This is a genomic window from Pedobacter nanyangensis, assembly GCF_003313505.1.
Classification (GTDB): Bacteria; Bacteroidota; Bacteroidia; order Sphingobacteriales; family Sphingobacteriaceae; genus Pedobacter; species Pedobacter nanyangensis.
In genome coordinates this window covers 565,894-580,223 of the sequence record NZ_QMHO01000003.1, presented here as the reverse complement: position 1 = coordinate 580,223, position 14,330 = coordinate 565,894, and the positions used below count along the sequence as shown (strand labels likewise).

Annotated in this window: 6 protein-coding genes; 5 read left to right on the top strand and 1 reads right to left on the bottom strand. The window is 41.0% G+C overall.

Annotated features, from left to right (window positions below; all coding sequences use genetic code 11):
- Positions 1-178 precede the first annotated feature (178 nt).
- The 3 genes from DUT71_RS08490 to uvrA all read left to right on the top strand — a co-directional run bounded on the left by DUT71_RS08490 (position 179) and on the right by uvrA (position 9,608).
- Complete coding sequence (locus DUT71_RS08490; RefSeq protein WP_162795984.1) at positions 179-5,302, top strand: LamG-like jellyroll fold domain-containing protein; 5,124 nt, start codon at positions 179-181, stop codon at positions 5,300-5,302.
- 132 nt (positions 5,303-5,434) lie between these two features.
- Complete coding sequence (locus DUT71_RS08485) at positions 5,435-6,487, top strand: T9SS type A sorting domain-containing protein (RefSeq protein ID WP_113662090.1); 1,053 nt, start codon at positions 5,435-5,437, stop codon at positions 6,485-6,487.
- A 277-nt stretch (positions 6,488-6,764) separates the two neighbouring features.
- The gene (uvrA, locus tag DUT71_RS08480; protein ID WP_113662089.1) at positions 6,765-9,608 is read left to right on the top strand and encodes an excinuclease ABC subunit UvrA; all 2,844 of its coding nucleotides are present in this window, start codon (positions 6,765-6,767) and stop codon (positions 9,606-9,608) included.
- 340 nt (positions 9,609-9,948) lie between these two features.
- On the opposite strand, the gene DUT71_RS08475 is transcribed toward uvrA, so the two are convergent.
- Positions 9,949-12,318, bottom strand: a complete 2,370-nt coding sequence (locus tag DUT71_RS08475; protein WP_113662088.1) for an outer membrane beta-barrel family protein — start codon at positions 12,316-12,318, stop codon at positions 9,949-9,951.
- Positions 12,319-12,518: 200 nt separating this feature from the next.
- Between DUT71_RS08475 and DUT71_RS08470 the strand changes: the two genes are divergently transcribed.
- Entirely contained in the window at positions 12,519-13,622 is a 1,104-nt protein-coding gene (locus DUT71_RS08470) for a sensor histidine kinase (RefSeq protein WP_113662087.1), read from the top strand.
- Positions 13,597-14,313 carry a LytR/AlgR family response regulator transcription factor gene (locus tag DUT71_RS08465; RefSeq protein WP_113662086.1) on the top strand — a complete coding sequence of 239 codons (717 nt, stop codon included), beginning with the start codon at positions 13,597-13,599 and terminating at the stop codon, positions 14,311-14,313. Before DUT71_RS08470 ends, DUT71_RS08465 begins: the two co-directional genes overlap by 26 nt.
- The last annotated feature ends 17 nt before the right edge of the window (positions 14,314-14,330 follow it).

Below are 14,330 nucleotides of genomic sequence, written 5' to 3'. Positions count from 1 at the left end.
TCGTCAATTCTGAAATATTTCTGAGATACATTAAGTGCAGTTTTTGAAAACTTTGTCCAGTTTTATAAAACTGGACAAAGTTTGTGCTTTAAAATTACAGGACAAGTTTTGTGAAGTTTACTTTTGTGCCTGTAAACCACGATAAGCCGTTAACAGCTTGCAAACTAAAAACTTAATCATGTATCGCCTTAATAACTATTGCAAAACAGCATGTGTGCTCCTATGGATTTTATTTTTCAATACGGCGCTTCAAGCGCAAGGAACATCCCTACATTTTGATGGTGTTAACGACTATGTTACGGTGCCCACCAAAAATGTAGAAATTAAAGGGAACTTTACGGTAATGGCTTGGGTAAAGCCCGAGAACACCACTAAAGCTATGCACATTTTTAGTTCTAGGGAACCTGCCGAGTTTGGTTTTGATATGCAGCTCACGGGCGGCAATAAGGTGCATGGTGATATTGGAAATGGAACTTCTTTTCTTACCACTTCGGCAGATGCCAATTACAGTTATGCCGTAGGAAAATGGCTGCATGTGGCGTATGTGATTACACCAACCGCATATAAAATTTATGTGAACGGTAATTTGATGGTGACTAGTCCTCTAAGCGGAACGCCATTGCTGTTAAATAATACGCATCGAATCGTCATCGGGAAAAATGCCAGCGAGGCTACTTATTTCCAAGGGAATATTGATGAAGTAAAGTTGTTTAGCAGTGCTTTAAGCGATTTAGAGGTGGCTACCGAAATGATGAGCAGCGCTGTTGCTGTACCTGCAAGTTTGGTGGCACATTATGATTTTAACCAATCGGCGACTATTTTAACCGATTTAAGTGGGAATGGCTACGACGGAACCCTTACTAATTTTGCGCTTACAGGAACGACAAGTAATTGGGCAGAAAGTTATGCGATGGTTGTTCCTGGCCTATCATTGCCAAGCAATGTATCCAGTTCAGGCTTTACGCTCAACTGGCAAGCGCCGGCCAATGGTGTTGCCGAACAGTACACGTTAGAAGTAGCCACTAATTCGAGCTTTAATAGCCCTATTGCCGGCTCACCCTTTACCGTTACAGGAACATCGCAAAATATTACCGGACTTTTATCGGGAACAGATTATTATTATCGGGTATCAGCCCAAAAAAATACGGGCATTGCGCAAAAAGGAGCTTATAGTGCCGTTACAAAAGTGACCACTGCTTTAGCGTTTGATTATTTAAATGCACTTTCCATCAATAATATTAATTTCTCTCCAGTTTTTAGTGCTAGTCAATTTACCTACACTGCCATCACGGCCAATGCAGATTTTCGGCTATTGGCGACACAGCCCAATGTTAGCTCAGTCATAGAAATGAAAGTGAATGGCGGAAGCTTTAGTGCACTCACCAGTGGAATTTTATCGCCTATCATTCCCTTAAACTTCGGAGTTAATATTCTCGAAATTAAAGTAACAGATGGTTCAGCAAGTAGAATCTATACTTTATCTATCAACAGGGTTAGCCCAACCACTCGTTATGTTACCCAAAATGGTGCTGGCAATAAAGATGGTTCGTCGTGGGCAAACGCTTCAGACGATTTGCAGCTCATGATCAACAATTCATCTGCATATGATATGGTATGGGTGGCAAAAGGTATTTATGTACCCAATAGGAGAGCAAATGATGTCAATAACATCACCGTCAACGACCATGATAATGCCTTTTTGTTGAAAGCAGATGTAGAGGTTTATGGCGGTTTTGCTGGCGTCGAACAGTTTTTGTCACAAAGAGATTTAACTATTAAAGCAAATAAGACTACACTCAGCGGCGATTTTCAGGGAAATGATATATTGACGGGTAAAGGTAAAGGTTTAAGCATGCAAAATATGACCGATAACGCCTATCACGTGGTAGTTAGTGCCGGGAATGTGGGGACAGCATTACTTGATGGCTTTACCATTTCTGGTGGTAATGCCGTGAGATTTGGATTTACAGAGTATATCACGGTAAACGGGGTGTCGGTTTACACGGGGAATGGTGGCGGGGTAAATTGTACTGAGTCTTCGCCACGATTAAGTAACCTGCAAATCATCGGTAATTCTGCTTATGTGGGCGGGGGCGGTATATGTAACCGATCTTCTTCACCACTCATTGAAAATGTAACCATAGCCCGAAATTTAGCCACTGGACATAACGCAACTAGCTTGGGCGGTGGAATGGTAAATTATACCTCGTTCCCTGTGATAAAAAATGTGATCATAGACGGAAATACAGGATACTCTGGTGGTGGGATTTATAATAAGGGTGGTTCTAATGCAACTTTTATCAATGTTAATATTACGGATAATCATGCCGTAAAAGTATTTAATTCAGGTGGTGGCCTTTGTAATGAAGAGTCGTCGCCCACTTTAACCAACGTATTGTTTGCTAACAACACGGGTTTAGAAGGTGGAGCGATTTATAATGGCTATACCAGCATACCTGTTTTAACCAATGTGACCATTACTAAAAATACCGCTGACGCTGGGGGTGGCATTTTTCATTACAGCAACTCGTCGAGCAAGATTCGTAATTCCATTATATGGGGTAATAATAGCGGGATTGGCGACCCGGGAGCTACTACAGTGGAACATAGTTTGGTGCAGGGAGGTTTTTTAGGAACGGGTAATATGGCAGCCGATCCACAATTTAAGGATGCCAATGGCAATTATCAGTTGAGGAGCGGCAGCCCAGCCATTGATGCAGGCAGTACAAGTTACTATGGTAATGCCGAAATACCTAATATCTCTACGGTTACCAGAGATTTGGGCGGCAACAAAAGAGTGCTTGGTGCAGGCATTGATATGGGTGCTTATGAAATCCAAGAACTTGTTGCGGCGTTGAATTTTGATGGTGTAGACGATAAAATTACCTTTAATAGCAACCATACAGTGTTGGGCGCATTTACCGTGCAGGCTTGGGTACGCCCTACAGATTTTACCAAAACCATGCATGTGTTGAGCACCAAAACCGCAGGGGGCTACGGTTTTGATCTGCAATTGAAGCAGGGTAACATCATTCATGCCAATATAGGGTCTGCCAATGCCTGGTTGAGCAACACGGCCGATGTAACTTATGATTATAGTGTGGGCAGATGGATGCACATTGCTTATGCGGTATCTGCTACAGGCTATCAAATTTATGTGAACGGCAGCCTTAAGCAAAGTGGTTTTTTTTCGGGCACTCCCTTGTTAATGGATGCTAATCATCTGTTGCAATTGGGTTTTAGCGGAACAGAAAATACCTATTTCAAAGGGGATATGGATGAAGTGAGGATTTACAATAAAGCATTGAGCGCAGCAGAAATCAATGGAGAAATGCTGAATGCTGCAACTACCTTGCCGCTTAATTTAGAAGCACATTATAATTTTGATGAAGGCGCCCCTTCCCTAAATAACGCCGCAAAAACAATATTGGAAGACCAGGGAGCCAATGCTCGAAATGGGGTGTTGAGTGGCTTTGATTTAAATGGAAACAATAGCAACTGGGTGGAGAGCTATGCCATGGTATTGCCAGAAGCGGCAGTGCCCATCAGTTTGTCCTCATCGTCTTTCGAAGCTCGTTGGAGGTACCCTCAATTGGGGATTGTAGATAATGGTTATGTGTTAGAGGTAGCCGCTGATGCTGAATTTACCACGCCTGTAGCAGGTTCGCCTTTTATGTTGGCTGCACAAACGAAAACCATTACAGGTTTGTCGGCGAATGCCACATACTATTATAGGGTGGCGGCAGACAAGCAAAGTGTTACCGGACAAGGGGCGTTTTCTCCAGCCACAGCGGTTACATTGCAGTCTTTCAGCCCTCCAGGGAATGCCCTGAATTTTGATGGGGGCGACGACCATGTGGTAATGCAGCCTCAAGCTGCGGTGGTGAAGGGAAATTTTACGGTAATGGCTTGGGTGAAACCCGAACATGCCACTAAGGCCATGCATATTTTTAGTACCCGAGAAGGCGGCGATAATACTTTCGACATGCAATTAACAGGAGGAAATAAGATCCATGGCGATATTGGAAAGGGCACAGCGTGGATGACGAACACTGCCGATGCCAATTATAACTATCCAATTAATCGCTGGTTGCACGTCGCTTACGTGGTAACTCCTTCGGGCTATAAAATTTATGCCAATGGTAAAGAAGTGGGTAACGGTACCTTAACCGATGAAGCGGTATTGCTTGATGCTACACATTACATCACCATTGGTAAAAATGCGTTGGAAAATACTTATTTCAAAGGAAGTATTGACGAGGTAAAGCTATACAGTGCAGCTTTAACAGAAGCCGAAATAAAGACGGATATGTTGAACAGCATTTCAAACCCAACAGCCTTGGTAGCTTACTATAATTTTAACCAGGCAAACAACAGCCAAAGCGATGTGCTTACCGACCAGGGAAATAACGCTTACCACGGTAGTTTAAAGTATTTTGAATTGCAGGGTAATGTTTCCAATTGGATAGAGAGCTATGCACAGGTAGTGCCACAGGCCACTGCGGCTGTTGGTATTACCGATAAACAATTTAGGGCCACTTGGACCGCACCAACAGTAGGAGTGGTAGAAAATTATGTACTGGATGTGGCTACCGATAATGCCTTTACACAACCTGTTGCAGGTTCGCCGTTTACAGTGAATGCTTTGTATAAAGATATTACCGGCTTAACTGCACTTACTAATTATTATTATCGCTTAAGGGCCGAAAAGGCCAGTGTTACAGGTCAGGGAGCACTGTCGGAAGTGGTTGTTGTAACTACCTTAGAGCCCGCGTTGCCAGTAGTGTTAACCACTTACACCGCAAAAATAGAAAGTAATTATGCCAAGCTTTCATGGCAAACCGCTTCGGAACAGAACAACAAAGGCTTTGAAATTTATCGCAGTGGCGATGATAAGCAATTTGTTAAATTAGATGATGTAAGTGCCAAAGGAATTGGCGCATCGTATACTTACTACGATAAACAACCTTTAAAAGGTAATAACTACTACCGTTTGGTACAGGTGGATATGGATGGTAAACCTACAGGATTGGGTGAACGTGTATTGAACTTTGCACTTTCTGCTACGGAGGTGAGTGTATACCCAAATCCAACAGCTGGAAATACTAAACTAACATTTGCTGAGGGTGTATATCAATTGGTTTCAATTTCTGGAATAGATGGAAAGATATTGGAAATAATTAGGCTTTATAAAACGGACTTTTATAAGGAGATTGATTTAAGTAGGTATGCTAAAGGACTTTATTTTATAAGGCTCGATGGAAGTGGAGGCAGTAGTGTAGTAAAACTGATCAAAAATTAAAAAATATTGGGGTAGATAAAGGATTTTGATTTTGTATGATAGTTTTGTTAAAGTGTTTAAAATCATATATTTGTGTAACGATGTGTGGTTTTTGACGCTGCATGTATTGAGCCTATATGTCGTTAAGAAGTGATGCTCAAAAATCTGTATTTTTCAATTATGAAACCTTGTTTTTATGCCGTTTTATTGGCTATTGCGCTACAATTAAGTTTTTACAATTCGAATGCGCACACAATGTTGGTTGCTGGTGATAGAGCCCTTGTAGGCGAAGAAACTGAGATGGTGGGAGATGATTTTTCCTTTGCTGCCTTAAAAAGGACGGTGTTTACAACTTCTATTTCTAGTGTTACCCATACATCAGCTGTCGGTGGAGGAACGGTATCTTCTACGGTAACAAATGATTGGATCACCGAGGTGGGTATCGTTTGGAGTACTAGTCAAAATCCAACAGTAGTTTTAAGTACTAAACTCTCTACTACTTACACTTATGGCACTCAGTACTATCCATTAACTTTCAATGGACGCATGATGACAGGCTTAAATCCAAGTACCACCTATTACGTGAGAGCATACGTAAGAAGTGGCGCAGGTGCAGGAACAGTAGAATATGGGCCTCAGGTTTCTTTTGTTACATTAGCCAATCCATTGCCTGTAAAACTTAATGGTTTTGCCGCTAAGGCAGTTGCTAATGGCATCACCTTAAACTGGCAAACACTTAGTGAGATAAATTCTTCCTATTTTGAGCTTTTTCACGGGAGTAGTAAAGATGATTTCAAACCGCTTACTAAGCTATCAAGCCTTGGTAACTCTTCTACGGGTAAGTACTATAGCTATTTGCATAATGATGCTATTTTGGGTGATAATTATTACAAGCTAGTGGCTGTAGATGCAGATGGTATTAAAGAAGATTTTGGAGTTGTTGTAGCAAGTTTTGCCATTGTACCAGAGAATGAAATTGTATTATCTCCAAATCCAACTCCAAACAAGGTAAAGGTAGGCTTTTCGGCAGGTAGATATCAAAAATTATTGCTAAGCACTGTTGAGGGCAAGATATTGCAACAGTTTGACCTTCTGCCAACTGCTGCAGAGATAGAGTTAGATTTAATTGCTTATCCAAAAGGTATTTACTTGGTGAAATTAAGTGGCGGCGGACATGTAGCAACCACTAAAGTAGTTAAGAATTAAGAAAGGCTTCGGTATTGAAATGCCTATCTTTTGCTCGTCGTTTTTGTTTACAGGCTTATGTAAAATAGCCCCGATTGAACGGAAAGCCCGCAAGCGAGCGCAGCGAGTGCGGACTTGTAGGGAAAGCGGGACTGCCGTTTTGATTGCATTTTCGTTGCGCTTCTCATCTCCTTGTAAAACAACTCATCTCCTTGTTCCGTTATCTGGAAATCAATAGCTTTTGTGCTTTTATTTCGTTAATTTTGCAAGCTATTTTTTAAAACGGAGCGAATAATATATGGCGAACAAGCATGTAGATTTGGGTGAGCAAAAGGATGTAGAAGTATACGGTGCAAGGGTGCACAATCTGAAGAATATCGATGTAAGTTTCCCAAGGAATAAAATGGTGGTGGTTACTGGCCTAAGTGGTAGCGGTAAATCATCATTGGCATTTGATACGATTTATGCCGAGGGACAGCGCCGCTACATGGAAACATTTAGTGCCTATTCACGTCAGTTTATGGGTGGTATGGAGCGGCCAGATGTAGATAAGGTTTCGGGACTGAGCCCCGTAATTGCCATTGAGCAAAAAACGACCAGCAAAAACCCTCGCTCAACGGTAGGTACCATTACCGAAATTTACGATTTTATGCGTTTGCTTTATGCCCGTGTGGGCGAAGCTTTTTCGTACAATACTGGCGAAAAAATGGAGCGTATGAGCGAGGACCAGATTTTGCAGAACATCTACAAAAAGTTTGAAAAATCTGCCGTAAATATATTGGCACCTGTGGTAAAAGGGCGTAAGGGCCATTACCGTGAATTGTTTGAACAAATCCGTAAGCAAGGTTATGTAAAGGTTCGTGTGGATGGGGAAATCAAAGATATTGTAGCCAAAATGCAGGTGGACCGTTACAAAATCCACGATATTGAAATTGTGGTTGACCGACTGATTATTGACCCTAAAGACCACAAGCGTTTGTTGGATAGCATTCAAACGGCTATGCGATTGGGTAAAGGGATTATTAAAATTAGCGATAAGGACAATAACGTAGCGCATTTCAGTAAGTTTTTGATGTGCCCAACTACGGGTATTTCTTACGATGAGCCACAGCCGAATAGTTTCTCGTTCAACTCGCCTTATGGCGCTTGTGAAACCTGCGATGGCTTGGGCTACATTTTTGTGGTAGACAAAAAATCTATTATGCCCAACATGAAGCTGAGCATTTTGAACGGAGGCTTGTTGCCACTTGGTGAGTATCGTGATATTTGGGTTTTTCAAGTATTAAAGGCCTTAGCCAAAAAATATAATTTCTCTTTATCTACCCCTTTGGAAAAATTGGGCGATGAAGCCATTGATTTGATTTTGAACGGTGCCCCTGATTTGATTTCGGTGGAAGTGGCCTACAACAAATGGAACGTACAAAACTACCAAGTAACCTTTGATGGGATCATTAAGTTGCTGGAAGAGCAGCAGGAGAAAAGAGGTGAGGGCGCAGCCGATGACATGGAAGCTTTCAGGAGATTGGAAACTTGTCCAGCCTGTCACGGAGCAAGATTGAAAAAGGAAAGCCTGCATTTTAAGGTAGATGGAAAAAACATCTTCGAATTGGCGGAGATGGATATCAACAATTTACACAAATGGTTTGATGGGGTAGAGGAAAGATTGAGCGAACGCCAAAACACCATTGCCAAAGAAATATTGAAAGAAATTAGGGCTCGTATTGGCTTCTTGCTGGATGTGGGTTTGAACTATTTGACTTTAGACCGCACTTCGCGTACTCTTTCAGGTGGTGAGGCACAACGTATTCGTTTGGCTACGCAAATTGGCTCTCAGCTGATGAACGTAATGTACATTTTGGATGAACCGAGTATTGGTTTGCACCAACGTGATAACGAAAGGCTCATTACCGCCCTGAAAAACTTACGTGATTTGGGTAACACCGTTTTGGTGGTGGAGCACGATAAGGACATGATTTTGGAGGCCGACCATGTGATTGACATCGGTCCTTCGGCGGGCGTGCACGGTGGTATGGTAGTGGCCCAGGGAACACCTAAGCAAATCCTGAAATCGAACACCCTGACAGCCGCTTATTTGAATGGTAAGAAAGGAATTGAAATTCCTAAAAAACGTAGGGAAGGTAATGGGCATCAATTGTCGATTATCAAAGCTTCTGGACATAACTTAAAAGATGTTTCGGTAGATTTTCCGTTAGGTAAGTTTATTGCCGTTACGGGTGTTTCGGGTAGTGGTAAATCCAGTTTGATTACTGAAACCTTGTACCCGATTTTGAACCATCACTTTTTTAGAGCGAAGAAAAAACCTTTGCCTTACGAGAAGGTTACGGGCTTAAAAGAAATTGATAAGGTAATTGAAATTGACCAGGCACCTATTGGTCGTACCCCTCGTTCTAATCCTTCTACCTATACAGGCGTTTTTTCTGACATCAGGAATTTGTTTGTGGCTTTGCCAGAGGCGAAAATTAGAGGCTACAAACCGGGGCGTTTTTCGTTCAATGTAAAAGGCGGACGCTGCGAGACTTGCCAAGGTGCGGGCATGAAGGTAATTGAAATGAATTTCTTGCCTGATGTGCAGGTGCCTTGTGAGGAGTGTGGCGGCAGAAGATACAATCGTGAAACTTTAGAAGTTCGCTATAAAGGAAAATCGATTAGTGATGTGTTGGATATGAGCATTGAGGATGCTTGTCATTTCTTTGAACACATGCCTTCCATTTATCGTAAAATTAAAACTTTGAACGATGTTGGTTTAGGTTATATCCGTTTGGGTCAGGCATCGACCACTTTATCGGGTGGTGAGGCGCAACGGGTGAAACTAGCCACGGAACTTTCTAAAAAAGATACTGGTAAAACGTTCTATATTTTAGATGAGCCTACTACGGGACTGCATTTTGAGGATATTAGCGTATTGCTGGGTGTGCTGAATGAACTGGTTGATAAGGGCAATACCGTGCTGGTGATTGAACACAATTTGGACGTGGTTAAAGTAGCCGATTGGGTAATTGATTTGGGCGAAGAAGGTGGTGCTGGTGGCGGTAAAATCATTTTTGAAGGTACGCCGGAGGGATTGATTGAAAACCCAATTAGCTTAACGGGTAAGTTTCTGAAAAAGGAAATGGAAGGGTAGTTTTTGTACCTTGTGATCCTGAGCATAACCTGTACGGATTATTCGTTAGAGGAGAATCTGTAGGTAAAAGATACAGTTAGAGATTCCTTTTCAGATTTTTTAGTTGTTTGGAAACGAGGATGAAAACATCCTAAAAGCGGATGCTGAAATAAATTCAGCATGACGGAGCGTCCATATATACCGTCACCCTGAATTTATTTTAGGGGTATGCCTTGCTAAACGTAATTTCCGCGTAGGCGGGAAATCATAATGCTATAGTTAAGTTTATGTACGATTGCCAATCGAGCTGGCAATGACAGGCCAGCAACGGAATGCACTAATTATCCAATTATCTAATTAGCTAATTCTCGTCTGGCAATCGGTCTTTGTCTCCTTTTTTTCGGTTGAAACGATAAACCACTGTAGCGTTAAATACCCTGCCCAAACCATAATTGGTTGACTGTAATTGATAACTTGGTGTGTTGAGCTCTCGACGGTCAATAAGCGTGTTGAGTAGGTTGTTGGCGGCTAAATTCAGGGTCATTTTTTCGTTTAAAATATCCTTGCTTAACCCTATGTTTAGCCTGTAAACTGCTTTGTTAACAGATTGTATATCCTGAAATTTAGCTCTGTAGCTAAAGATGGTTTCAATGGCCAAATTCTTCGGTAGTTTTATTTTGCTGTTCAACTGACTGGTCCAAGTTTTATTATTGGCACCATATTGCCTTCCTTCAAATTCCCCTTGCTGTTTAAAGCCGTAATAGTTAAAGTTGAGTGATAAGCGCCACCATTTCAATGCGTTGTAGGTGCTAGAAATTTCTACGCCATATCTTTCCTCCTTATCTAAATTAATGGGTGTGTTTAAGAAAAAGCCATCATCTGTTTGTTTCAATACATATTGGAAATAGTTTTTGGTATGGGCATAGTAAACAGAAGGCGTTATGGTGAATTTATCCCACTTTTTTAGCAAAGCCAGTTCAAATGAATTGCTGTAGGTTGGGTCTAGGTCGGGATTTCCAACGGTAAGGTTACGCGCATCAGAAAGCCCGCCAAACGGATTTAGCTGCCAAAATTGAGGGCGGTTAATTCTACGACTGTAACTTAACTGCAAATCGGTGGTTTTTTGTAGTTCGTAGGTCAAATGAACGGTTGGGAAAAAATCGATGTATCGTTTGCTGTCGTCAAACGTGCCAGCCCTGTCGGAGATACCAATGAAAGACATTTCTGTTCTCAATCCCAAAAGGTAATTCCATCGGTTGATTTTTTGTCCCAGTTGTACGTAAGCGCTTACCAAATTTTCGTCGTAATTAAGCTTATTGTTGTATTGGGGTAGGGCAATGCCGTTGGAAATAGCCCAATAGTCACTTTTAATGGCTCGCAAATCACTTCTCACTCCCGTCTCAAATTTTCCGCTCTCACCTAGTTTGGTGTTATAGTCGCTTTGGATATAAATGTCGTTGCTGCTTTCGATGTTTTTGGTGATGAGATTGCTTTCTGGTGTTCCTGTAGGAAACATTTTCTTTTGGCTGATGTTTTGATTTTCGTCGTCATTCCAGAAATCGTAACGCAAACTCGTTGTCCAGCTTTTGTCCTTTTTATCAAAGGTTTTCACGTAGCTCAGCTCAAGCTGATTGTATTTTTTAGGCTCCTTGTAATGCTCAAAGCGATGTAGGGTGCTGTCGTTGGTATTATTGTCATTGAAATAATTGTAACTGTAGTTGATTTTGTTGTTAAGGATGAGGGTGCTGTGATAAAAACTCCCTGTAAGCGTATTTTTAGGATTAAAGTAATAATCGCCACCGATATAAAAGTTGTAGGAGTCGTCGCGTCTGTGCGTAAGGTTGTTTTGGCGCAATACATTTGTTGTGCCATTGTTCAAGGTAGTCTGCAATCGATCTTCTTTAATTTCAAAATCTCTAAAACGAACACCTACATTGCTGAACAGGTTAAATTTTTCTGTTTTGAAACTTAGGTTAACGTTGCCATTGTAATTGGTAGGGCTACCAACTCCAGCCTGTACCGAGGCATTTAAACCAGATAAACTGTTTTTCTTGAGTACAATATTGATAATGCCCGCACCACCTTGGGCTTCATATTTGGCCGAAGGGTTGGTAATTACTTCTACTTTCTCAATACTGCTGGCAGGAATTTGCTCCAAGCCGTTGTTGGCCGATATCATGGAAGGTTTACCATTGATGAGGACCCTCACGCCGCTATTCCCCCTTAAACTTATGGTGCCATTGGCATCAACATTTACAGAAGGTACGTTGTTGAGGATATCGTTGGCATTTCCGCCTTTAGAAATAAGGTCTTTCCCAACGTTGAAGGTTTTTTTATCCAGGTCTAGCGAAACCGATGATTTCTCGCCAATCACATCTACAGCTTTTAATAATTTAACATCAGTTTGCAAGGATAAACTGCCCAGGTCCATGTCCTTGTCCAATAATCTATTCTCCAGGATGATGGCTTTAAAAGAAATAAACTCAATTTTGATATGGTAGTTTCCCCTAGCCATTTGCAGGATAAATTCTCCATTTTTATCCGTAGCTATACCAGCTATTTTTTTCTGGTCAACAGGATTTAACAGGGTAATTCCAGCACCTTCAATAGGCAATTGGGTTTCACTTTCAAGCACTTTCCCTTTAAGGTAAACGGTTTTGGTTTCCTGAGCAGTACTTTGTAAAGTGCTAAATAAAACCAGTAGTAATGCAATAATCTTGGTAAACTTCATCTTTGATATTTGATGCTCCAAAGATGTGTTACAGGGATATATCAAATGAGAATGAAAGCCAGATACTATAGAAATGTGGTTGTATAATCTCTACGGGAAGATGATTCTGTTTTGTCTACGATTTTTACCTATTCGGATGTTTTTTTAGAACATTTGTCTACAAACACCTTTTGAATTTATACGATTGGTATATTTGATTAATGTCCATTTTAGACAAAGCGATACGTTATAGCACGGTTTACCGGGTTTCTAGCCATGTCATATTCTGGCTGGTGGTTTTCATTGTTCCGCAAGTTCCCGAGGGCATGAGCTTTAGGGATGCCTTAATTGATAATGCTTTTTGCTTGGCATTTTACATGATGGCCTGTTATTTTGTAGCCTATTTCATTATTCCAAAGCTGCTTAAGGATGATAATTATTTGGTGACTATGATTTATTTCATTGTTGGCAGCTATCTGATTAGTGCGTTTTCCCGTATTATGGTAGTGCATGTGCTGGAGCCCATTATTCGTAAACCACCTTTTGAACAAGAATCTATTTGGGAAATTCTAACCGATATTCGGCAGTTAATCGTGGTTTACTTTCTGCAAAATTTTTCCTTGGCCTGGATTTTTGGCTTCCTCAAATTAGTTAAAGACAGGTATTTGATTAAGCAGCGCACATTGGTGTTGGAAAAGGAAAAGGCCGAAGCAGAGCTTCATGCCTTAAAAGCGCAGTTAAATCCACATTTTCTCTTCAACACCCTTAACAATATTTATTCGTTGTCCTTGGTCAATTCGCCAGTAACCTCTAAATCTATTGCTGGCCTGTCGGAAATTTTGGACCACGTACTCTATCGTTGCAAGGGCAAATTTGTACCCATATCTACCGAAATTACCTTGCTGAAAAACTACATCGACCTCGAAAAACTGCGGTATGATGAGCGTTTGGAAGTTAATTTCACTCATTCCATTGACCAAGATTTGGATATTGCTCCTTTAATTTTGCTGTCTATCGTAGAAAATGCCTTTAAACATGGTGCTGGTGAGGATATTGGTCGGCCATCCATTGCTATTCATCTTACGTTGAGTAATGGCAATTTCTCTTTTATGGTTTATAATTCTTTTGTGCCTAAGGATGAAGAAATGCCAAGCGATGGCATTGGCCTCGAAAATGTGCGCAAACAATTGGCATTAATCTACCCGCAAAACCACGAATTTAAAACTTACATTAGTGAAAGTACCTTTGTAACTTTACTGAATATAGCTGATTTGAAAACAAACAAAGTCCAGGTGAGTGATGAAAGTAAGATGTCTTTTAGTTGATGATGAGCCTTTGGCGATACAGTTGCTTCAAACCCATTTAGAAAAACTGGATTTGTTTGAGGTAGTAGCAACCTGTAGTAATGCCATTAAAGCCTTAGAGGTGTTGAGGACCGAAACAATAGACCTTTTGTTTTTGGATATTAAAATGCCACAGCTTACTGGAATTGATTTTTTGAAGACGCTTAAAAATCCACCCGCTGTAATTATTACTACCGCTTACAGGGAATACGCCGTAGATGGGTATGATTTGGATATTGTAGACTATCTGTTGAAGCCGATCACTTTTGACCGCTTTTTTAAAGCGATAGATCGGTATTTGAGAACAACGAAAGTGCAACCGCCGCTAAAAGCTACAGCCGTAACCAACCAGTCTATTTACATCAAAGCTGGTGGGAAGTTTCATAAGTTAAACGTGGAAGATATTCTTTATCTAGAAAGCCTAAAAGATTATATCGTGATTCACTGTGTCAACCAGCAAATCACTGCTAAATATAAAATCAGCGACATGGAACAGGAGTTAAAGCCTTTTCATTTTTTACGGATTCATCGTTCTTATATCGTTAACCAGAAGAAAATTACTGCCTTTACCATGAACGATATTGAAATTGGTGCTCGGGAAATTCCTATTGGCACCAATTACAAAGAATACGTTTTTCAAATCTTGAAAGGCAGTTTCTCTCCTGCTAAATAATGAATTGAAGGAGAGAA